A 23,092-nucleotide genomic window follows, 5' to 3' on the forward strand; every position below is an offset into this window, starting at 1 on the left:
AGAAGAATCCATTCTTCTCTCTTTTATCATAACATTCAGATTTTTGGTTCTACAAGCGTTAAGCGGTTTTTGTTTCGCTTTCTTCTTCGGCCGTTCCCTTAACCCAGTTTTTCTCCAGGAGAAGCCATAGGATAATTCCTACTCCCAGACCCCAGGCAGCGCCCTTTGATGCAAGGACAGCACCGATAATTACCGCAATTCCTTTTTCTAGATTGCCTTTTTCTTTAAGGACATCCATCGCCAGGTAACCGCACAAATAGCCTTGTATGAGCATAGTCAGGGCCATTCCAATATTGATGCCTGGCTTAAATATGGACACAACAGGCCCAAGCATAAGGGCAATACTCATCCCCCAGAATATCCCAGTTGCCCCGCCCCAGTAGCTGTCTACTACCTTTCTGCTGTTGTTCATGTATCTGTTAACAACAAGCACTTGGCCTGCCGTCCATTGCGGGCCGGCTAAAGGCAGGTACGGCATGAACAAGCCTTCAATAAAGTTTCTAATGGAAACAATGATGCTGTTTCTGCTTGCGCTAAAGACAATCTTCTCATCCTTGCGTACTTCATTTGCTTTATTGATTAACGAGCTTACTACAAGAATATCACCGAAAGCAATAATATAAGCAGCAATCGCCAATGGAAGCGCCTTTATAAAATATTCAAACGGCGGAAATCCAAGACCAAACACACTGTAATTCGCAATAATTTCACCAATTGGCAGCGGAACGAAATTCCATGTGACCTGCGGCGGCTGCACCTCGCCTATCACAATTCCTATTACATAGGATAGGGCGAATGGAATCGCTATCCCGAACTGTGCAATATAGCGGAACATTGAGTACTTTTTTCGTAAGGGCTCCGCTGTTTGTGAAAACATCATAAAGAAACCAAACGCCGCACCTAGCAAAATAGTAATTGGCATTGTCCACACCCGGCCATTTGCGGAGAATTCACCGAAGATGGCTGCAAACCCAGCACCTAGGAGAATTCCCGCCTTAAGCGAAATGGGCAGCCGTTTAACAAGGATGTCTGCTCCTTTAAATAAACCCATAAGCAAAAATATCAAGGCTACAGTCAGCTGCAATGCTATTAAGGCCAGAATTCTGGCATCCCCTTCAGGGAAGCCGGTCAGGAATCCCACATACAGCGGAATTCCTGCAGTAATCCAGCCAGCAATCGATGGGTCGCCGAAATGTGTGTGGAGAAGGTAAAGAAAATTGTTAATAATAACAAAGGCGATTGCTAATTCAAATGGAATGCCTAGGACATCCATCATTACAGCTGTGATGCCCATTGGAACTACACATAAAATAGCACCCTGAAGCCAATCAGGAAATTCAAACTTATAGTGAACAAAAGGCACCCTAATCTTTAGGGGTCCAGCGGCATATGGCTGTTCACTGCCATCATTTCGTTTTCGATACAATCCCATTTCCTTTCACTCCTCCATCAAAACAATAGGATCATTCATAATAAACTTTCAAATTCAACAAACCCATCTGTCTTCCTATACTGTCTGCTTTTCTAATTCTTGGATTACCTTCGTCAATGCTTCAGCAAATTTTTCTGGCTGTTCCAGCATGATATAGTGCCCGGACTCATCAATTTCAATAATATTGATGGCCGGATTTAGTTTTTTCAGGCTCTCTGCTGGTTCCTTAGGCAATAGCTTATCTTGCTTGCCAAGAATCGCATATACCGGAATCTTTAAGCTTTCGAGAATGTCACCGCCTTCCTTGTAATCATTGCATGCTTTAAAATCTGCATGTGTAATTTCTACAGGCACCAAATTTAATTCTTCTTTCTCTTCCTGAAGCAGCTGCTGGCTTACATTGCGATAGTAGGAAGCGTTAAATAAGGATTCTGGAAATTCCCCATCAGCCAGACTGCCAAGAATTTTTGGATGTACAGGCAATTCGTAGAAGCTTGCTGCCAGAACAACTGCTTTTACACGACTGTTCCTTGCAGCCAATTCAAGGGCAATCAATCCCCCCATTGAATGTCCAACCACAATTGTATCTTCCTGAATCGTCTGATCAATAGACGCCGCATAGTCCTGAACGGAGGAAATAAGGTTGAATTCATTTTCGCCATGTCCTGGAAGATCGATCGCTTCATAATTAGAGATCTCAGGGTAGTCCTTTATCGTCCGCCATTTGCTCTTTGTGCCGCCTGCTCCGTGAATAAATAAGATTTTATAGTTTCCCATTACCTTCCTCCTAATAGATTTCTAGCAATGACAACTCTTTGAATTTGGTTTGTTCCTTCATAAATTTGTGTAATTTTTGCATCACGCATCATTCTTTCCACTTCATACTCATGGATAAATCCATATCCGCCCAAAAGCTGAACCGCATCTGTTGTTACTTTCATAGCTGTATCGGATGCAAACATTTTTGCCATTGAGGACCCTTTTGTCAATTCAGGATTTTTTCCGGTAGCGGTTAATTCATTCACTTTGGAAGCAGCTTTATAGACAAGTCCGCGGGCAGCTTCGATTTGCGTTGCCATATCAGCCAGCATAAACTGAACTCCTTGGAAAGAAGAAATGTTTTTGCCAAACTGCTCACGTTCCTGAACATATTCTAAAGCTACATCAAATGCCCCTTGCGCAATCCCCAAAGCCTGTGCAGCAACAGTTGGCCTTGACTTATCAAAGGTTTTCATAGCAATCAGCCAGCCTTCTCCTTCTTCTCCAATTCTGTTTTCTGCTGGCACACGGCAATTTTCAAAAAATAGCTGAGCTGTTGGAGATCCTTTAATCCCCATTTTCTTTTCCAATTTTCCTACCTCAAAGCCAGGAGTATCTTTTTCTACAACAAAAGCTGTAATGCCCTTGTCTGTTTGGGCAAAAACAGAATAAATATCTGCGACACCGCCGTTAGAGATAAACATTTTCTGGCCATTGATAATATAGGAATCTCCATCCCGCTCTGCGCGTGTTTTTAGGCTTCTTACATCCGATCCAGCGTTTGGCTCCGTCAATGCATAAGCAGCAATCTTTTTCCCTGAGGCAAGATCGGGCAGATATCTTTGCTTTAGTTCCTTGCTTCCGCCAATCATAATCGGTAATGTACCTAACTCCTGGACAACAGCCACCTGTGAAGATGAAGCGCACACGCGTGCAATCTCTTCAACAATCAGGCAAAAGCTTAGAAGGTCTAAGCCAAGCCCGCCATACTCTTCAGGCATATTTGCCCCAATGTATCCATATTCAGATAGCAGCTGCAGAATATCCATTGGATAAACGCCCTGTTCATCAATCTCTTTTGCCCTTGGCTTAATGCGTTCTTGTGCAAGGCGGTGAATTTCCTGCTTGATCTGCAAATGTTCATCGGAAAGATCGAAGAAGCTGTTTTGCACTATTTCTGTTGTCATTTCACGTTCCCCTTTTCTGCCCTAAGTTCATTCGCCAGTACAAATTTCTGAAGCTTTCCGCTGGTTGTCTTTGGAAGACTTTCGACAAAGTGATATTCTCTTGGACGTTTATATTTGGCTAATTTTTTGCCTTCTAATAGAAACTGATCTAAATCCTTTTCTGTGATCAAACTGCCATCTTTTTTAACTACAAAGGCAACAACAATCTGACCCCAAGCTGGGTCAGGCTTACCGACAACTGCTACTTCAACGACATCCTCATGCTCTTGAATTGTATCTTCCACTTCTCGGGGATAAACATTTTCAGCGCCTGTATTGATCATGAAATCCATCCGGTCTTTAATCCATATATAGCCGTCTTCATCTACATAGCCCATGTCACCAGTATGATACCAGCCATAAGCTAGCGCCTTTTCCGTAGCATCCGGACGCTTGTAATATTCCTTCATCATACAAGGACCTTTGACTAAGATCTCCCCGATTTCACCCACTTCACATTCATCCCTAGGATCTGTTGGGCTGCCATCCTCTTGAATGCGGGCAATTTTCATTTGATGGGTAAGAATCGCTTTTCCTGCTGAACCTGCTCTTTCTAATTGTTCATCCGGATAAAGGACACTCATCACTGGTCCCATTTCCGTTGTTCCAAACATCTGCACTAAATCGGCACCTGTTCGTTCTTGAAATCTTTTAATCAATACCGGAGCCATAGAAGCACCGCCATAACCTAGGACTCTAAGGCTAGAAAGGTCGTATTGATCGAAGTTCTTTACATTCAGCAGCATATTCACCATGGTAGGAGCGGCAAAAATAGAGGTGATTTTTTCTTCCTCAATCGTCTTTAGTACATCCTCAGCAACAAATTGATGATGAACATATGTAGTTGCACCTACCATCAATCTTGGCAAAAAGGCTGTATGCAATTCCGCCGTATGATTTAATGGCGCAACAGTAAGCCCGATATCATTTTTATTAAACTTATTGCATTCAATCATCAAGAAGCAATGATGAACCATATCTCTATGCTTATGGAGGACCCCTTTTGGCTTTCCAGTTGTGCCGCTTGTATACATCATGATATAAATATCATTTTCAGTTACATCAGTACTTGGCGGAGAGGGCTCGCCTTTATCAAGCAGCTTATAAAAATCAAGGGCAAATTCCGGTGCTTGTTCATCCGTAAAAATATAATGGTCAACATTAACCCCTAAACCTTTTGTTTCCTCAACAATGCCGGCCACCTCTTTTTCAAAAAGAAGAACCTTTGAACCGGCATCATTTAAAATAAATTGGAGCTCATGGGCTGTTAAGCGGTAATTGATTGGATTAAACACAGCACCTAGTTTTGCTGCGGCAAATTGAGTAATAACAAATTCACTGTTGTTATAAAGGAAAACGGAAACAACGTCACCTTTTTTTACTCCAAGTTGTGTAAGTGCGGAAGCAAACTGATTTACTTTTTCATTTAGTTCATGAAAGGTAAACTTTTGACCCTTTTCCTTGTATACAAGCCCTGTTTTATTCGGGTAGTTTGCAGCAGACCATTCAATAATTTCTCCAATGGTAGTACTCATTTATTTGCCTCCTTCTATCATCTTTTTAATCTATCAATATTCGAAAAATCCTTTTCCAGTTTTTCTGCCAAGATGGCCGGCGCGAACCAGTTTTCTCAATAGCGGTGCAGAGCGGTATTTAGAATCCTGTGTTTCCTCATATAAAGAGTCCTGAACAAATAAAAGGGTGTCCAGACCAATTAAATCTGCCAGCGCAAGAGGTCCGATCGGATGGTTGGCACCAAGCTTCATGCCTTTATCAATATCCTCGGCTGTTGCTACACCTTCCTGCAGAACAAAGATGGCCTCATTGATCATTGGAACAAGAATCCGGTTAACGGCAAATAATGGCGATTCTTTTACTGTTACAGGCTCTTTACCAAGAGATTCAACCAATTGCTTTGATTTCTCATACGTTTCTTCTGCCGTATCATAGCCCTTAATCAGCTCAACTAATTTCATAACTGGCACTGGATTAAAGAAATGGAAGCCCATGACTCTTCCAGGATTTTTAATCACACTGGCGATTTCTGTGATACTTAAACCAGATGTATTACTAACAACAATTGTCTGTTCGTCTACCAGCTCACTGATTCTTTTGAAGATGTTTTTCTTTAATTCAATATCTTCACTTACAGCCTCAATAACGAAGTCCGCATCAGAAATGGATTCCCATTCGGTAGAAAGTGTCAGTAATTGCTCATATTCAGCTTTTTTCGCTTCATCGATTCTTCCCTTTTCAATCGCACGATTCCAGTTTTTATTAATTTGCGCACGCCCTCGTTCAAAATAGGCTTGCTCTTGCTCGATTGCTGTTACTTGATACCCGCTTTCCACGCATACTTGTGAAATCCCTGATCCCATTGTTCCAAATCCAATAACTGCAATTTTCTTCATGTTTTTTTCCTCCTTAGTTTCCTGTGAATACTGGATTTCTTTTTTCGAAGAACGCTGCAACACCTTCATCCTTATCTTCCGTTGTGCAAAGTTCTCCAAATAATTTTGCTTCAATATCTAATCCTTCTTGCAAAGTGCCTTCAATTCCCTTAAGAACTGCTTCTTTTGCCTTTTTAACGGCAATTGGCCCTCTTGATGAAATCACATTCGCAAGTTCTAAAGCTTTGCCTAATGCATCTGTTTCTGTTACCTCTTCTACCAGGCCGATCGCTTGAGCCTTTTCTGCTGTGATGAACTCTCCAGATAAAATAAGCTGTAATGCCTTTCCAACACCTATTAATCTAGGCAATCTTTGTGTACCGCCATATCCAGGAATAATGCCAAGTTTAACTTCTGGCAGCCCAAACTGAGAGCGGGCAGTTGCCACGCGAATATCACATGCAAGGGCTAATTCTAATCCGCCGCCTAATGTGAAACCATCTATCGCAGCAATGACAGGCTGCTTTAATTCAGATAATGCCTGGAAAATAGATTGTCCTCTTTTAACAAGTGCCTCCCCTGTCTCCTGTGTCAATCCAGGGAATTCTTTAATGTCAGCTCCCGCAACAAATGCTTTTTCTCCAGCTCCCGTAACGATTACCGCGTTAATATGTGAGCCAATTTGTTTAATAGTACTTTCAAGCTGATCCAATACCTCACGATCAAGCGGGTTTACAGGCGGTGAGTCAATCGTTATGATTCCAACTCGATTCTGTTCTTCATATCTTACCTTTGTCACAGAAATCACTCCTATTCTTTTATAGCTATTAATTTTGCAATTTTCATGCCAAGTTCTTAGGGGTAAATCGCACAATATTTCGAACTTTCCGTTTAAAGTTGTTTCCAAAAGAAATAAACTTGTTTCTTTTAGAAACAACTGTTTCAAAAGGATACAAATAATCAAATGAGTAAAGTGTTCATTCTCAATAAATTACTATTCCAATAAAAAAACTGGGATTTCTCTAAAAAATAACTGAAAAAGCGAGTCTTGATGACTGAATCTCTTGAGGAATACAACATGGTATGTACTGACTCTATCAAATATTCTTGGCATGAAAATAGAAAAACCTCTTCTGAAAGAAGAGGTTGCAATACACAAATTTAAGTCCTCTTCTTATCTTTCAAGCCTTGCTTGCTGGAATTGGCACGGTGCATAGATGTCCGTTGCCGAGGCGTCATCGGGCCAGTCCCTCAACCTCTCTTGATAAGAAAACTAGATTATTAAGTTTCACTAAATCTGCTTATTACTTTATAATGATATTTAACAAAAGTCAATATATTTTAAACATTCGTTTTAAATATTTTGGAAAAGGGAGGGTACAATGGAAGTTTATACACTAAGTGGAAAGAGCGGTACTGGTAAAAGTACAAGTGCTTTATCCTTTGCATACAAAAAAAAGATCCCCGCTATCATTGATGATGGGCTCCTGATTCTAAATGGACATAAAATAGCCGGAACCTCTGCAAAATTTGAAAAGAACACCATATCAGCTGTTAAAAGAGCCACATTCAATGATGATCAGCATAAAGTTGAGGTCCAAAACGCAATCAAAAATCACTTTATAAGTAAAATACTTATTATCGGCACCTCGGACAAAATGGTCAAAATGATCGCTGACCGTTTGGAATTAGGAGCAATAAAGAAGTTTTATCACATTGAAGATATCCGCTCATCCAGTGAAATCAAGATTGCACAATTTATCAGAAACACAGAAGGGAAACATGTAATCCCCATTCCTTACAAACAGGTTGAGCAGAATCTTTTTAAGAAACTCATAATCAAAGGGGTTGAAATTTTTTCGCCGAAAAAAGAGAGAATTGGAGAAACAACCATTGTCCACCCAGATTTCCACCGGGGATCGATAAAAATATATAAAAGAGCCTATCATGACATGGTTGAGATCATCTGTAAGAATCATGAACAGGTAGAAAAATGTGAATCTGTATCGATCAGCCTTCAGCAGCTGCCTGCTTTAAGCATAAAAATAACCATTAAATATCCGGTGACGACACGCTTAATAGATGTAATGGAAAAGCTTCAGCAAGAAATTCATGATCAATTTTTGCAGAAGCTGAATATCGAGCTTTACTCAATCGATATTTTAATACATAGAGCAATAAAAAAGGAAGCTCAAACTTGAATTGAGCTTCCTTTTTAAACTTTAGTTTGCCGGAGTCCTGCGGGGAAAACGCGGAATTCTTTTTTCCACAAAGGCTGCTACACCTTCAGGAAAATCATGTGTATCAACAAACTTCTGGTTGCCTTCCCACATTGTGGGAACACTGTTCACACACGCGCTTACAGAATTTTTTACAGCTAGCAGTGATGCAGGCGATTGTGCTGCAACCAATTTCCCCATCCGTATGGCATACCGGTCAAGATTATTCTCATCGACTAAATAGTTGAGCATGCCCAGCCTATATGCTTCTTCTGCCTTTAATACTCTTCCTGTATAGACCAAGTCCTTTGTCAGGCTTGGGCCAATTAAGTCAACTAACCGCTGGGCAAATTTATTGCTAAGTGTAATTCCTAATCTTCCAACTGGAATGCCAAGCTTAGATTTCTCCGACCCAATTCTCAAATCACAGGCAAGAGCAAGCTCAAGGCCCGCTCCCATAGCCGGCCCATTTATCACACCAATGGTTGGAATCGGCAAGCTTTCAAATGTTGAGATTGCCTCTTCCATCAGGACAAAGGATTCTTCAGCTTCCTCAAGTGTCATTTGGTGAAATTCAGCAATATCAGACCCCGCTGTGAACTGTTCCCCTGCCCCTCTTAGCAAGACAACCTTATTTTTGGGATTATCTAATATTTCCCTTCCTATCTTTGATAAATGCTTCCACATTTTTGCCGTTAAGGCATTTCTTTTTTGCGGCCTGTGGATGGTTATAATGGCAAGTCCCGCTGTTTCCTGCAGAATAATTTTTGCTTGCTCCGCTTCCATTCTTTGAATATCAACTTTCATTGTGAGACCCCCTCAGCTTTTTACTCACTAAAGACTTTTGCAAGTTTTATGCCAGAAAAATATTATTTGATAGCATATTTTCTTAGTTTGGCATAGAAAGCCTTTCGGCTGATTCCTAATTCCTGTATAGCCTCTGTTTTATTTTTGCTGTTCTTCATGACAAATTCGATATGTTCCTTTTCTGTATCTTCCAATATTTCATGAAGCTTTTTTGACCCTTTAGCGGATACCTGCACAAAAGCAGAGTAATCCGCTTCCGCTGTTAGGACAGGCTGTTTATGTAGCAAATAGTCGGGAAGATCAGCAGGTTCAAGAATTGATTTTGTACAAACAGCCATCATTCTTTCCAGCACATTAACGAGCTCTCTTACATTACCTGGCCAATCGTATTGTTTCATAAAGTTGAAAATCTCTTCGTCAATCCTGACATGCTTTCCATATTTCAAGCATAAATCATGGATAATATTATTTGCCAAAAACTCTAGATCTTCTTTCCGCTCTCGAAGAGGCGGGATATAAATCGGGACAACATTGATTCTATAAAACAAATCCTCCCTAAACTTGCCTTGTTTGATCATTTCCTTCAAATTTCTGTGGGTGGCGCAAATAATTCGCACATCAATGGGATGCAGCTTTGTTCCGCCCACTTTTTGATATTTCCTCTCCTGGATGACTCTTAAAAGCTTCGCCTGAACACTTAATGGCATTTCACCAATCTCATCGAGAAACAGTGTCCCGCCGTTGGCCAATTCTAAAAGCCCCTTTTTCCCGCCCTTTCTAGAACCTGTAAATGAGCCCTCTTCATAGCCAAACATCTCGCTTTCAAATAAGGCATCAGGGATGGAGGCTATATTTATCGCTACATATGGCTTAGAATTTCGTTTGCTTGATTCATGGAGGGCTGTTGCAAATATTTCCTTGCCGACACCGCTTTCGCCATAAAGGATAACCGTTGCATCCGTATTAGAGACATTTTTGGTTAACTGTACGGCTTTTTTCATCACTTGCGATTGACTTTCCAGCTTAAAGAAGTTTCTTCTGTCTAACTGCTCCCGGAGTTTAGTTACATCACTTTTATATTTCGTTAATTCATCCTGCATCATGGTCAGTTCAGAAATATCCTTCATGATCGTTACAACGCCAATCATCTCTCCATTCTCAATCAGAGGGGTGATATTGGCGCACACATCCTTTTGAAGGGAATGAACATAGCTGCAATCATTGATGAGCGGCTTCTTAGTCTTTAATACCTCTAATATCCTTGACTTTTTCTCAATATCCCTTAGCTTTTTGCCGATAATTTTGTTTGCAGCAACGCCAAATTGCAAGGAATAAGCCTTATTCACATAAACGATGGTACTGTCCATTGTTATGACTATAACTGCATCATGGAGGGATTCTAAGATAGATAATAAATGCTTCTCTAATCTCATTAAATCGGCTCCTTCAATGATTAATGTTCCATATGCGTCTGAAAATTCTGTATCCTGATTAAATTATAGCACAAACATCTTCCTGCAGACTTTTCCTTTAAAAAGAAAAACGCATGAACAATTGTGTTCATGCGCTTTCTTTTCAGATAGACTCTGATTTGAATTTGGCCGTTGATTTCCGCTCCAATCAACCAAATAGTAAAAATTTACATTAAACTTTAGGAAAAGACTATTTCTTTCTATATTGAACCTCGCATCTATAAATACGGTTTCCCTTTTGCGAGAATTTCTCTTCGTATTCCGTCATAATGTTTCCTTCAAAATCACTGTTATGAAGGTCAAGGCTTATATATTTCAACAGGAGCCCGTATTCAGAAAAGCTGATAAGCGAGTATTCAAATAGACCCTGATTGTCCGTTTTAAAGTGGATTTCTCCTTCATCAACAAGGATGTTTTCGTATATCTGCAAGAAGTTTTTATAGGTTAATCTTCTTTTGGCATGACGTTTTTTCGGCCATGGATCGGAGAAATTTAAATAGACACGGTCTACTTCTCCCTGTTCAAAAAACTTCTGGAGATCTTCAGCATTGACAATGATTAGCTTGATATTAGGCAGCTCATCCTCAATGATCCGATCGAGCGCAGTCACGATCACACTATCCTGGAGTTCGATGCCAATATAGTTGATATGCGGATTTTCTTTTGCCATTCCAGTAATAAAGCGGCCTTTTCCTGTGCCAATTTCAATATGCAGCGGCTGCTCCTTTTCAAAAGCCTCCTGCCACTTTCCTTTATAGCTTTCAGGGGAGGAAATGACATATTGCGGATAGCTTGCAAGTTTTTCCTTCGCCCATGGCTTGTTTCTTTGACGCATTCTTTACAACTCCTAAAATGTATTTCGTTCAAACAATATCACGCGAAAACCTTGGATGCAAGATGCAAGTTTAAAGGCAGAAGCCAATAGATGGCCAATTCCGGAAATTGAAAGTTTAACTTTCCTTATTAAACTGCGCACGCATGCATAAATTAAAAAAGGATTCACAACCTAACATGTGAATCCTTTTAAAATTTCTGCTTTCAAAAGAAGAAAGGAGATTCAAGATTATGCCGATCAGCCATCAGGATAAGCTGAATCTGTTAAAAGATATATTAAGCAACCATCAAGCCGATTGTTGCGGATCTGTTTCTGAATGCCAGCAATTACAGCGGCTGGTCAAATCTTTAATGACGACTCATCCAGAATTGGATAGCGAGACACTTGCAACATTAGAAGAAATTTATTATTACAGTCAAAACGGAGTCAATACTCCGCACCTTGATGATCATATTGAATCCCATCAGCAAAATTTGTCACAATGGGTTAGCAGTATTGATCAATTTTCTTAAGACTCGTAAAGCACATCAAGGAATTCGAGCGATTTATTCATTTCTGCCAGCCTCAGCTTGTTCTTATGCAATTGAATCGAAGTCAGGGTCTGAGCAATGACATACCATTTCATCCTAAACATCAGATCTTCTGTTAAGGTCTTGCCATAGAGTTCAATCCAATTAGACCATTCCTGTTTAGGGATATACCAGTATAATAACATGCCCAAATCAATGGCAGGATCTGCGATCATCGCTCCATCCCAGTCAATTAAGAACAGCTGGTTGTCATCTGTCAGCAGCCAGTTGTTGTGATTGACATCGCAATGGCAAACAGTCTTTTCTTCACATTGGATATTTTCAACTTCATTTTTTAAAAATTCAATTGACTTGGAAACCATGACATGCTCTTTAAGATCAGCATCCAGCCCTTCCTCAATTGCCTGAAGAAGCATTTCAGGACCTATCGAAGCTTTTCCGATTCTTTTAAGCATGGTGGCCAGAGGCTTTGAACTGTGGATCTTTCTTAGGAGGCTTGCCACTCTTTTATGGTTCATCTCAGATTGCTTAAGCTCTCTTCCATTTAGCCATTGCTGTGCTGTTATAACATCGCCGTTTTCAAGCCTCTTAGTCCAAATAAGCTTTGGCACAATACCTTCTGCAGAAAGTACGGCAAGAAAAGGAGAAGAATTCCTTTTTAGGAATAGCTTGTTTTCTTCGTGTTTAGCGACAAAAGCTTCCCCAGTCGCGCCCCCAGCGGGACTTATCTCCCACTCTTGTCCAAATAAATATTCCAACATTGTTCACCTGCAATTTAGTAGCAAACCTGCAAAAAGCAGGATTGAATAAAAGAAAAAAAGCTATTGTTTCCCTTTCCCACAATAGCTATCTTAATAAATTTTAGCTCCAACATGCTTAAGCCGTCAAGCTATTTATAGAAAAGCTTACATGCCATATTATTGTACGAAAACATACGAACTGATGGGCAACAGCTTTATCGGCCCTTGAGCGCTTCTTATCGGTACGGTTCCTGAGCGATTTTCATCGGCAAGAACCTCCCATATTCCTTCAATTTCACACGTTTTCTGTTCGAAGCTGGGGTTCAAAATGACCATAATGCGATCCCACTTCCCATATGCCCCTACATCACTAAGAGTAAACCCAATAACAGGAGCCTCCAGGGGCAAAAATTTCATATGTGATCGAATAAACTCTGCCTTGGTGAGCCTAAAGGCTTTATGGGACTTTCGAATCCTGATCATCCCATGAATATACTGGACGTTTTTAATATATTTATTTTTCCGATCCCAATTCAGCTGATTAATTTCATCAGATGAGCGATAGCTATTGCCAATTCCTTGCTTTGTCCGGAAGAACTCCTGTCCGCTATGCAAAAACGGGATTCCCTGTGCAAGGAGGACCATGACGGTCGCAAGCCGATGCTGCTTCATCCTCATCTCTTCTGTCAAATTCTTTGAACAAACCGAAAGTTTATCCCATAATGTATGATTGTCATGTGATTCCACATAATTAACCGATTGCAGCGGTGAATCGAACAGCCCTTTTTCCTTTTTTTCTATACCGATGCTCCCTGCTAGCACTTCTTTTGCTGCCTGATAATAATATTCATTTCCAAGTGCGTATCCTCTATCATAAAGATTGAAGGTGCTTCCTTTAATCGTATCCCTGAACCAATCATTAAATTGACCAATCCCGGGGAGTCTTTCCTGGTTGCGGATGTTTGCTTTTTGATGCTGCGGAATCGGGGTATTCAAGTCCCAGCCTTCTCCAATTATCAGCACATCTGGATCAATGGAATGAACGGCTTTTCTGATTTGATTCATAGTCGTAACATCAAGAATCCCCATTAAATCAAAACGGAACCCATCAATCTGATATTCCTTTAGCCAGAATAGACAGGAATCAATAATGAACTTTCTTGCCATAAGTCTTTCCGAAGCAAAATCGTTGCCCACCCCTGTTCCATTCGACGGCATTCCGTAAGAATCGTGGCGAAAAAAATACCCGGGAACAATTTTCTCAAAAGATGATGACTCTCTAATATAGACATGATTATAAACGACATCCATAATGACCCTAAGTCCCTGTGAATGGATGGAACGTATCAGTTTCTTTAATTCTTTAATTCTTGCATAAGGATTCGCCGGGTCTGACGAATAACTCCCATCTGGCGCATTAAAATGGAGCGGATTATAGCCCCAATTGTATTCTCTTGTAACGTTGTGCTCATCTACTCCGGCAAAATCATGTACAGGAAGAAATTCAATATGGGTCACACCGAGCTCTTTCATATAGGATAGGCCTGTGGCCATGCCCTTTCCATTCATCGTGTTTAATTCAGCTGCACCAAGATAGGTTCCTTTTTTGACTATCCCGCTATTGGGATGCACCGTGAGATCTCTTATATGGGTTTCATAGATAATTGCATCGCCAGGAAGGTCTAATGGGGGCAAAGGGGGTTTTTGCTGTCTCGTTTTTTTCATATCAATGACCATTCCATGTTCCCCATTCACGCTGACAGCCGATGCGTAGGGGTCAACAGCTTCTTTCCATTGCCTATTCACACATACAAGATAATAGTAGCGAAAACCTTCCAGGTCCCCGCTAATTTGAATTACCCAGACACCTTTAGCTTTTCGCGTTAATGGATATTCTTTAGCATGTTCATTATGGCTGTCAGGAGCAACAAGCCTAAGACGCACATCAGACGCACTTGGCGCCCAAAGGCGAAACTCTGTTGTTTCCTTAGAATAAGAAATACCGAGGGGACCATCATAGAAGAATCTCTCATCAAATTCTTGCGTTCGAATAACCGCTCCGATTTGCATGTCTGTTTTTTGCCCGTGCTCGTCAATAACCCAATATTGTTCGCCAATCTCAATTTCCTCATTAAGACGGCAAATATATTTCATGGCATCCTTTAAAGGAATCTGCTCGATAATATCCAACTGAGATAATCGACCACTGCGATCATCCTTTAAACAAAAAGTAACAGAACTGCCCCTCTGATTACCAAATGGGATCAGCACAGTAACAATGTCCAATTCATCTAAATAAGCATAAAAATCACGTTCCATGGAATCCATTTACACAACACCCTTTTCCGGCAAATTCCACGCTTTAACGCTGTAAACCATTGGGGGTCAGGCCCCCGTTGCTTTAACGCTGTAAACTGTTGGGGGTCAGGCCCCCGTTGCTTTAGCGCGCTAAACACATTAGTCCCAGTCTGGCCTTCGGATGGAGGTTGTTTGGCAGTGCTGCAGCAGGGCCTTGGCACCTTTTAACTGGACGTGCTTAAGCGGAGAGCGCAATTTCCTCATATTGCTAAACCATTCCTCGTAATTTCGCTTTTCAATAATTTGAATATCATAGGGCGAAGATGGAAAATCGATATAGCCGTTCCGAGATATTAATAGCTTATAAACTGGAAAATCAATTCCTTCTAATTTTAAAATTTGCTGAGCAATTTTACCTGTCCGGTTTAAAGCTAGAAGGGGGTTTAGAACCCTTTTCTCCTCCGTTTTTCCGCGTTTCACCCAAAACTTTTCTTTTGATCCAAGAAATACAGACATATCCTCCTCTTCAAGGAAGCTCACGCACCAGATACCCGTAGGTCCGATCATCATAGTTTCGAGCTCAATCGGTGCCTTTTTTAATAAAAATAGCGGCTTAAAGAGAACAAGATAGGTATCAGGAAATCTCTGCAGAAAATATTTTAATCTTGTATCATAATAAAATTTCTTCTCAACGAACGATTTTTCCAGGATTGTTGAACTGGCCCATTTCATCTGAAAGCGAAATAATTGATCAAGAAATTGATATTTCAGATCTTCGACAGTATCAGGCCGATAGGAAAAATTGGTCTCGAATTTAAAGGGCTCTTGTTCCCCTGTCTCTTCTATAGCTGTTTTTTGCGGTGCTGAATCCTCCTCTTCTTCCTGCTTTCCAGGTTTGAGAAATCCCTTTATTTTACTAATAAAAGGCTGTTTTTCTTCCGTATGCCATTCGTTGTTCTTCGTTTGCAATTCCACACTTGGAGAAAAGATGGCATGATCGTTATTTTCCCAAGCCATCTTCAGCTTCTCCCAATGCTGTTTCTTAAGTCTTACAAAACGTGAAGGATATAGATAAATATCCTGTTCATAGCGTGAAACATAATCCTGCAATTTAATCAGCTGTCCCATTTTTTCATTCCTCGTTTTCTCTGTTTACCCCATTTTATTCCACATAATCCTTTTTAAGTGTTCTTCTGTATAATTAGTTTATTCGGACGATAAAGGAAAGGTGGCAATCCTTTCATATTTTGGCGTCCTGTCTAAATGTGTCTGATATAAAACCACTTCATTTGCTGAAAAAGACATTGATGACTGTTTGAAAGGATTATATTTTTCCAATAACTCTTTGTGCAGCGGCTCGTCTCCTGCCCACTTTCTCGCCAGCGTAATATGGGGCCGAAATGGCCTTTTTTCCAGTTCAAATCCTGCATCTGTACAAGCATGATAGACAATGCTGCGTATATCAGCAAGCTTGTTATCCTCATATGTATCTGCCCAAAATATCCTTGGCGAATCTGCTTTGCCAAAGGTTCCAATACTATGCATCTTCAGGGAAAAACCAGGCTGTCCATGTAATCCTTCTTTGACATGTTCCTTGGCAAGGAGAAGTTTATCATTTGGTGCAGACCCTAAAAAAGCAAGCGTAATATGGTAGTCTTCATGATGAACCCAGCGTTTAAATGGTAAAAGTTCTTTTAAACCAAGACATGCGTTTTCAATTTGCTGCTTTGTCTCTATTGGCAAACTCACAGCAAAGAAGAAATGCGGACTATTTTCCATTACGAACCTCCGTTTAACTTATTTAACTTATTTTAGCAAATGTTTGCGCACGAAAAAAGAACCAGCCCGATACACTGGTTCTTCCTGCTAGATTAACAGCAGTTAAGTTAATGATTAGATAAATTACTTTGCCAGCTCATAAATCGCTTGGGCATAAATAGCTGTTGCCTTTAAAAGGTCCTCAATGTACATATATTCATCCTTTTGATGGGCGATGTCATCTCTTCCGGGGAATAATGGTCCAAAGGCAACACCAGACTCTAATGAACGGGCATAGGTCCCGCCGCCAATGGCAATTAACTTCGCTGTTTGCCCCGTCTGTTCTTCATACACTTTTTTTAATGTCTGAATCAGCACATTTTTTTCATCGACATGGTGCGGCTTAGAATCTGAGAAGTTTTCAAGTGCAAAACCTTCATTAGCCAAAAGCCTTTCGAGCACCGCTTTAATTTCATCCATTTGGCTGGTGACAGGGTAGCGTAAATTCAACCCAAGTCTTCCGCCGCTTGTCTTTTCGTATGAAAGCTTTCCGGTATTGATGGTTAGATCGCCTGTAATATCATCAGAATAGGCGATGCCCAAATTATGCCCTCGCGAATCCTGCCAAAAATATCGGATAACAAAATCAGCATAGCGCTTGGCTTGTCCATCCAGCAGCAATTCTGATAAAAACTTTGCCATATATAAGCCTGCATTTTTTCCATGATCAGGCTCCATTCCATGGGCAGATATCCCTTTTGCTTCGAGAACCAGCTCGCCATTTTCCACATAAAATTGGCCCTTCAGTTCATGCTGTTTAAGAAAATCTGTATATTTTTGTATGATCTCGGTTGATTCTCCTTTTACAACGAGGGAAGCCTTAGCAAAGTCGGGAACCATATTGTACCTTCTGCCAGATTGAAAAGTAATGACCTCGATTTTTTCGTTTTCGCATCCTTTGTCAATGGCATCCTTTTGCACGAGGTCAAAATCAGAGATTCCTTTTTCTGCATATATAATCGGAAAATCAGCATCCGGGGCAAAACCCATGGCCGGCATTTCTTCATGCTTGAAATAGTGCTCTACACAGCGCCAATCACTTTCCTCATCTGTACCGATAATCATCCGCACACGCTTTTTTAATGGCAGGCCAAGCTCTTTTACAATTTTCATTGCATAATAGGCTGCCATTGTCGGCCCTTTATCATCAATGGCCCCTCTGGCAAAAATCTTTCCATTCCTGATCTCAGCACCAAATGGGTCGCTTGACCAGCCATCCCCTTCAGGCACCACGTCTACATGACAAAGAACTCCAATAATCTCTTTCCCTTGGCCAAACTCCAGATGCCCGGAAACATTCCCAACATTTTTGGCGATAAACCCATCTTTCTCACCAAGCTGAAGCATATAATCAAGGGCTTCCTTTACGCCTTCGCCTAAGGGTGCATCCGCTGTTGCATTTTCTTCATCAAGAACACTTTTTATTTGCAAAAGACCTTTCGCGTCTTCAATCAAGGCCTCTTTCCTTTGTTCCACTTCTTTTATCCAATCTATTTCGCCCATTTTTAGAACCCTCCTTTAAAAATAGCCTCTAAAATAAGACATGACAGATATCCAGCCCATCATTATTATGGCAAGAATGACAATGGCCAAAACAAATAAGATACGAACTGCCCTATTTCTTGCAGAAAAATAGGAGATACTTTCCCGATAGTGTCTATGAATCGGGTTGGATAAGGTAATCCTATCCCAGATGGCAACAAGCCAAGAATACATCATAATGAGGAACCCTACAAAAATAATAGCTTTGATCCAATAGGGCGGTATGATCACCAAAGCAGCCGACGTAATCGAGATCATTTGAAAATACCCGCCGATATAGGAGTAGTTTCGAATAAATATTTTTATAAACAGCTCCAAAAATCCATTTATTTTTGTGCGTTTTCTAAAGACCACCTTTGATTTTCGAAACAGCAATGGCTTGCTTCTTTTTGGCATATATATAGGTTTTTCAATATCGTAAGAAGCCGTAAAAATTAATTCAATATACTTTGTTCTATCTCTCATTCCCATATCAATCTCATGCTCGATCGCAGAGATCTTTATTAATAGTTTTAAAGTCAGAAAAATGAAGACAGCAGCCGCGGCAGCGCCAAATAAGTAGATAAAAGGAAAAGCTCCTTTATCCCAGACATAAAAAATCCCTTGGCTCACCCAGCTTAAAAGGATAAACAGCAGAAATCCAGCACCTAGTTTCTTCAGCCTTTTGTCTATTTTTCTTAATTGAAATTTTAAATATAGAATCACCGGCTTTAAGGCAATAAAATACCAGAGCCAAACGGATATTTCCTGCCAATCCAGGTGATAGAGATTTCTTAAAAATGGCAGGGCTAATCCGATGAGCATTGCCGAAGCAAACATTTGAACAATCAGCGAAAAGGCATAGCCCCATTTTTTCATGCCATAATAGAGATTTCGATCCCTAATTAAAAATACCTTATCCGCTTCCTCCACAAGGGTATGAATATTGCCGCTCCAGGAAAAAGCATAGATAACCAAATATAGAATAATTAACGGAATATGTTCCAGCCACACAGGTGTTTCAAGCCACCAGGACCGATAGATCAACACAGAAATAATTGTGAACGGAATAACGAGATAAAGCATAATCGTCCAATCGGCGATGGAGCGGATGACACCGTATTGATATTTCCATCCTTTGATCAGCCGCGAAGTGAATATCTGTCTGCTACTCATCTTTTGACCCATGCGCAATGTAATGGTAGCAATCATATAAGCTTGCGTTAGGGAGACCGCATTGGGTTCTTATCTCTTCAAGCGTCCCTGAGGCCTGCAAAGTGCCGTTATGTATGATTAAAAATCTCCCGCACACCTTCTCTGCTGTATCCAGTACGTGTGTGGACATCAGGATTCCCGCCCCGCGTCTTTGCTCCTGTTCGATAGATGCGAGAAAAAGTTTCATTGCATCAGGATCCAGACCGATAAAAGGCTCATCAATAATATAGACGTCCGGCTCTGTGATCATCGCTAGAATCAGCATTGCTTTTTGCTGCATTCCCTTTGAATAGGTTCTGGGGAATTCGTGGGCATGTTCTGCTAATTTATAACGCTCGAGCAATTCCCGTGCCTGACACTTGTATTTTTTATTGTCGATTCCTTCAACAGCAGAAATAAAATCAAGATGTTCCCAAAGAGTGAGTTCGTCGTAAAAGATTGGCCGTTCCGGAATATATGAATAGGTTGCGTTATTCCGAAAAGATATTTCCGAATCTTTATTTTCCAAAAGACCTAATATGGTCTTAATGGTTGTACTTTTTCCCGCACCATTCGGTCCAATCAATCCGATAAGCTCACCTTCGCCAATTTCAAATGAAACATTGCGAATGATCGCCTTTTCCTTTTCATAACCTGACCTTTTTATATTTACATGTAGTAACGTCATCTCCTAACCTCCTGATTAATATTACGATTAAAACTTGGAAAAGTTTTTTATCGATAAGAAATATTTAATATATCCAAATTTTCAAACATATTCCAAGCACCTTGCAACATATTATTGTAAAAAAAGAAAAGGAGGAAGGAATATCCAATAAAATTTTGATAATTTCACAAGATTGTAGAATTTGCAAAAAAATCGGGGTACAATGTTAATAAAGGATGATATTTTAAGAAATCACCTGAAAAAGGAGATGGCTGTGGAAAAGAAAACTACATATGCTTGAAGAACTTGTTTCTTCAACTAAGCTGCCGGTTGCAGGATATTGCCATTGGTTTGAAAAAAGGATAGGGAGTGGTTCTTTGAAACCTTCAACTAACCGGATGTTAAACCGTATCAAGTCCGTCTACATGTTTATTAATAAGCGTGGAACTGTAACAACTCAGGAGCTTGTAGAGGAATTTGGTATTACTCCTCGCACGATTCAAAGGGATCTGAATGTACTCGTGTATAACGATTTAGTAAAAAGCCCTAGCCGAGGAAAATGGACAACTACCAATCGAAAAGTAAAAATGTCATCCTAAGTGAATTTGAAATGGCCAGAATAAGAATCATATACGAAAAAAATCGCCTATGGCGATTTTTTCATTTTACTTCATAGCTCAATAGTTGATCGAGTTCTTCATCAGTGAGTTCTCTATATTCCCCGGGCTCAAGTGATTCATCAAGCTTCAGCGGCCCCATTGAAATTCTTTGCAGATACATAACCCGTTTTCCAACAGCCTCAAACATTCTTTTAACCTGATGAAACTTTCCTTCTGTGATTGTCAGTTCAATATCTGATGTCAGTCCGGATTTAAGGATGTTCAATTCTCCCGGTTTGGTTTTATATCCGTCGTCCAGAACAACTCCCTTTTTAAAAGCCTCAGCATCCTCCTCTGTTACTTCACTATTAATTACAGCAAAGTAAGTTTTCGGCACATGCTTTTTCGGAGATAACAGGCGATGGGCAAGCTGGCCATCATTTGTTAACAGCAAAAGGCCCTCAGTGTCTTTGTCAAGGCGTCCAACGGGGAAAGGAGAATAAATAGCATCCTCCATTTCCAATAAATCCAGAACCGTCTCATGCTCACTATCCTCTGTTGCAGAGATGACCCCCTGCGGTTTATTCATCAGCAGATAAATAAACTCCTTATAATCGACTGTTTCGCCATTAATAATAACGGCGTCCTTCTTAGGGTCGACATGCTGCTTTGGATCCTTAATTTTTTGATCATTCACTATAACAATTCCATCTTTTAGAAGCTTCTTAACTTCCTTTCTGCTGCCATAGCCTAAATTGGCCAGCAATTTATCTATTCGCATTTGCTTCCTCCTATTATGAGCGCAATCGCAGTTTTTTCATTGCCCTATCTACTTTTTCTCCAAATAGATAATAAATTAGCCTTGTTTTAAAGCTTAGATAAAAGTAGATTCCCGCCCCGACAATCGCACAAATGCTCACAATTAAAAGGGCAGAGAAGGTCGTTTCCGGTGAAAGAAATAATGTAAGAATTTTGTATGCTGCCCCCGCTCCCATAAGCATCAGTGCTGTAAATATGATAATGAGCACGCTTCTTCTTATAACGAGCTTAAATGGGTAGTCAGCAAATTTTTTTATCACAAAAAGATTGATTAAAATGGCCGCCAGATAGCCAGTTGCTGTAGCATAAACTGCCCCGTTTGTTTCAAATAACTTAATGAAAGGGATATTTAAGCTAAGCTTAATTAACAGCCCTGTCAAAAGGCTTAATACAGTAAACCGTTGTTCATTGATTCCCTGAAGGATAGCCGCAGTTACTAGGAAATAAGCAAATAAAACAGCAACTGGCGCATAGGCTCTTAACACTTCAGTTCCCAGGTCTTTATGATCGTAAAACATCGTGAAGACGGGTTCAGCTAAAAGGGAAAGTCCCATAGCAGCCGGAAGCGTTAAATACAGTAATACTTGGAAAGCCTGATTAAGCTGATAGTTCAAGCTTGAGCGGTCATTTTCAACAAAAGCCTTTGTAATGCTGGGCACTAGTGCCAGTGAAAAGGCAGTTGCTAAAGATACAGGAATAATGACAAGCTTATGTGTCTGAAAGTTTAAAACGGCAAAGGATCCTACTGCTTCTTTTGCAAGCCCAATAGAATCCATGGCTTTGCTGAATGTTAATTGATCAATAAATTGAAAGAGCGGATTGGCAATGCCGACAAATACAAACGGTGCGGCATAAAGGATAATTTCCTTATACATGTCCTTAAGAGAAATTTCTATTGTTCCTTTATCTTGAGCAAGCAGCTCATCTAGAAATGGCTTTCTTTTATACCAATACCACACAAGACTTGCAAGGCCGCCAATTGCACCGATAAAAGCAGCAAATGTAGCAACACTGACGGCCGAAACAAGGCTGCCGCCAATTACATGCAAGACAACATAGGCTCCGATGAGGACAAAACCAATCCGGACAATCTGTTCAATGACCTGGGACAGGGCGGATGGGCCCATTGATTGGTGTCCTTGGAAAAAGCCGCGGGTCAAGCTCATAATTGGGACAAGAATAAGCGCAAAGCTGACAGCCCGAATAACTGTCGTGCCATCTTCTACCGTGACAATTTCATCATGAGGACTTATTTCTGCAATTACAGGTGCAAGCATATATAAGGCAAGGAATGATATAATCCCAGAAGCAAGCATCACAATCTGCCCTGATTTGTATAGCCTTCTCCCCACGGCATATTCCTCAATGGCGTTATATTTCGAAATAAATTTCGATACTGCCAATGGAACACCCGCTGTGGCAATACTGATAAAAATTGTATATGGAATATAAGCAAACTGGTAAAGAGCATTACCATCGTCGCCGACAATATGATAAAACGGGATAACATAAAATAAACCCAGCACCTTTGATATAATGGTGCCTAATGTTAAGATAAACGTGCCCCTTAAGAGCTTTGATGACATAATCTCTTCTCCTTAAAATAACGATAAAGTGAAAATTCAACCAGCGGGGACTTCTTGCCCGTTAATCTGGGATAACATTTTTGCACACTATTTGTAGTTTACTCTTCTTCCTATTAGATTTCTAGTTTCATTTTAAACAAGCAGAGAACCAAAAGAAATTATGATTCCATCCATTCTTTC

Annotated in this window: 21 protein-coding genes and 1 riboswitch; of the genes, 3 read left to right on the forward strand and 18 right to left on the reverse strand. The window is 40.4% G+C overall.

Annotated features, from left to right (window positions below):
- Nucleotides 1-58 precede the first annotated feature (58 nt).
- From AC1Q59_RS16895 to AC1Q59_RS16920, 6 genes are all read right to left on the reverse strand, one after another.
- Entirely contained in the window at nt 59-1,432 is a 1,374-nt protein-coding gene (locus tag AC1Q59_RS16895) for a hypothetical protein (RefSeq protein WP_492367017.1), read from the reverse strand.
- A gap of 75 nt (nt 1,433-1,507) precedes the next feature.
- The gene (locus tag AC1Q59_RS16900) at nt 1,508-2,209 is read right to left on the reverse strand and encodes an alpha/beta fold hydrolase (RefSeq protein ID WP_492367018.1); all 702 of its coding nucleotides are present in this window, start codon (nt 2,207-2,209) and stop codon (nt 1,508-1,510) included.
- Nucleotides 2,209-3,378, reverse strand: a complete 1,170-nt coding sequence (locus AC1Q59_RS16905) for an acyl-CoA dehydrogenase family protein (RefSeq protein WP_492367019.1) — start codon at nt 3,376-3,378, stop codon at nt 2,209-2,211. The genes AC1Q59_RS16900 and AC1Q59_RS16905 overlap by 1 nt, the downstream gene beginning before the upstream one ends.
- Complete coding sequence (locus AC1Q59_RS16910; protein ID WP_492367020.1) at nt 3,375-4,952, reverse strand: long-chain-fatty-acid--CoA ligase; 1,578 nt, start codon at nt 4,950-4,952, stop codon at nt 3,375-3,377. Before AC1Q59_RS16910 ends, AC1Q59_RS16905 begins: the two co-directional genes overlap by 4 nt.
- Nucleotides 4,953-4,985: 33 nt before the next feature.
- Nucleotides 4,986-5,828 (reverse strand): 3-hydroxyacyl-CoA dehydrogenase NAD-binding domain-containing protein, encoded by an 843-nt coding sequence (locus AC1Q59_RS16915; protein ID WP_492367021.1) that lies wholly within the window; start codon nt 5,826-5,828, stop codon nt 4,986-4,988.
- Between the two features lie 13 nt (nt 5,829-5,841).
- Nucleotides 5,842-6,606, reverse strand: a complete 765-nt coding sequence (locus AC1Q59_RS16920) for an enoyl-CoA hydratase/isomerase family protein (protein WP_492367022.1) — start codon at nt 6,604-6,606, stop codon at nt 5,842-5,844.
- Between the two features lie 372 nt (nt 6,607-6,978).
- A riboswitch (SAM riboswitch) is annotated at nt 6,979-7,078 on the reverse strand.
- Nucleotides 7,079-7,189: 111 nt separating this feature from the next.
- Between AC1Q59_RS16920 and AC1Q59_RS16925 the strand changes: the two genes are divergently transcribed.
- A complete protein-coding gene (locus AC1Q59_RS16925) occupies nt 7,190-8,008 on the forward strand; it encodes a DEAD/DEAH box helicase family protein (RefSeq protein ID WP_492367023.1) in 819 nt (272 codons plus the stop codon).
- A gap of 21 nt (nt 8,009-8,029) precedes the next feature.
- On the opposite strand, the gene AC1Q59_RS16930 is transcribed toward AC1Q59_RS16925, so the two are convergent.
- From AC1Q59_RS16930 to trmB, 3 genes are all read right to left on the reverse strand, one after another.
- A complete protein-coding gene (locus AC1Q59_RS16930) occupies nt 8,030-8,833 on the reverse strand; it encodes an enoyl-CoA hydratase/isomerase family protein (protein ID WP_492367024.1) in 804 nt (267 codons plus the stop codon).
- A gap of 62 nt (nt 8,834-8,895) precedes the next feature.
- The gene (locus AC1Q59_RS16935; RefSeq protein ID WP_492367025.1) at nt 8,896-10,266 is read right to left on the reverse strand and encodes a sigma-54 interaction domain-containing protein; all 1,371 of its coding nucleotides are present in this window, start codon (nt 10,264-10,266) and stop codon (nt 8,896-8,898) included.
- Between the two features lie 229 nt (nt 10,267-10,495).
- A complete protein-coding gene (trmB, locus tag AC1Q59_RS16940) occupies nt 10,496-11,140 on the reverse strand; it encodes a tRNA (guanosine(46)-N7)-methyltransferase TrmB (RefSeq protein WP_492367026.1) in 645 nt (214 codons plus the stop codon).
- Nucleotides 11,141-11,370: 230 nt separating this feature from the next.
- Here trmB and AC1Q59_RS16945 point away from each other — a divergent pair, with 230 nt between their 5' ends.
- Nucleotides 11,371-11,652: a YtzH-like family protein gene (locus tag AC1Q59_RS16945; RefSeq protein ID WP_492367027.1), complete on the forward strand. Its 282-nt coding sequence runs from the start codon at nt 11,371-11,373 to the stop codon at nt 11,650-11,652.
- Here AC1Q59_RS16945 and AC1Q59_RS16950 read toward each other — a convergent pair.
- From AC1Q59_RS16950 to AC1Q59_RS16980, 7 genes are all read right to left on the reverse strand, one after another.
- Nucleotides 11,649-12,428, reverse strand: coding sequence for a phosphotransferase family protein (locus tag AC1Q59_RS16950; RefSeq protein WP_492367086.1), 780 nt, complete (start codon nt 12,426-12,428; stop codon nt 11,649-11,651). The two genes, AC1Q59_RS16945 and AC1Q59_RS16950, sit on opposite strands and share 4 nt — an antisense overlap.
- Nucleotides 12,429-12,587: 159 nt before the next feature.
- Nucleotides 12,588-14,738 carry a type I pullulanase gene (gene pulA / locus AC1Q59_RS16955; protein WP_492367028.1) on the reverse strand — a complete coding sequence of 717 codons (2,151 nt, stop codon included), beginning with the start codon at nt 14,736-14,738 and terminating at the stop codon, nt 12,588-12,590.
- Between the two features lie 129 nt (nt 14,739-14,867).
- On the reverse strand, nt 14,868-15,836 hold the full coding sequence (locus AC1Q59_RS16960) for an NERD domain-containing protein (protein ID WP_492367029.1): 969 nt from the start codon (nt 15,834-15,836) through the stop codon (nt 14,868-14,870).
- A gap of 78 nt (nt 15,837-15,914) precedes the next feature.
- Nucleotides 15,915-16,487: an RNA 2',3'-cyclic phosphodiesterase gene (thpR, locus tag AC1Q59_RS16965; protein WP_492367030.1), complete on the reverse strand. Its 573-nt coding sequence runs from the start codon at nt 16,485-16,487 to the stop codon at nt 15,915-15,917.
- 123 nt (nt 16,488-16,610) lie between these two features.
- Entirely contained in the window at nt 16,611-18,029 is a 1,419-nt protein-coding gene (pepV, locus tag AC1Q59_RS16970; protein ID WP_492367031.1) for a dipeptidase PepV, read from the reverse strand.
- A gap of 15 nt (nt 18,030-18,044) precedes the next feature.
- On the reverse strand, nt 18,045-19,223 hold the full coding sequence (locus AC1Q59_RS16975) for an ABC transporter permease (protein WP_492367032.1): 1,179 nt from the start codon (nt 19,221-19,223) through the stop codon (nt 18,045-18,047).
- Nucleotides 19,216-19,929, reverse strand: coding sequence for an ABC transporter ATP-binding protein (locus AC1Q59_RS16980; protein ID WP_492367033.1), 714 nt, complete (start codon nt 19,927-19,929; stop codon nt 19,216-19,218). Before AC1Q59_RS16980 ends, AC1Q59_RS16975 begins: the two co-directional genes overlap by 8 nt.
- Nucleotides 19,930-20,285: 356 nt before the next feature.
- On the opposite strand from AC1Q59_RS16980, the gene AC1Q59_RS16985 reads away from it, so the two are divergent.
- On the forward strand, nt 20,286-20,507 hold the full coding sequence (locus AC1Q59_RS16985; RefSeq protein WP_492367087.1) for a DeoR family transcriptional regulator: 222 nt from the start codon (nt 20,286-20,288) through the stop codon (nt 20,505-20,507).
- Between the two features lie 61 nt (nt 20,508-20,568).
- Here AC1Q59_RS16985 and AC1Q59_RS16990 read toward each other — a convergent pair whose 3' ends face one another.
- Nucleotides 20,569-21,288, reverse strand: a complete 720-nt coding sequence (locus AC1Q59_RS16990; protein ID WP_492367034.1) for a pseudouridine synthase — start codon at nt 21,286-21,288, stop codon at nt 20,569-20,571.
- A 13-nt stretch (nt 21,289-21,301) separates the two neighbouring features.
- Complete coding sequence (locus AC1Q59_RS16995) at nt 21,302-22,912, reverse strand: putative polysaccharide biosynthesis protein (RefSeq protein ID WP_492367035.1); 1,611 nt, start codon at nt 22,910-22,912, stop codon at nt 21,302-21,304.
- Nucleotides 22,913-23,092: the final 180 nt, after the last annotated feature.

This window comes from Cytobacillus sp. MT66 (assembly GCF_058792595.1).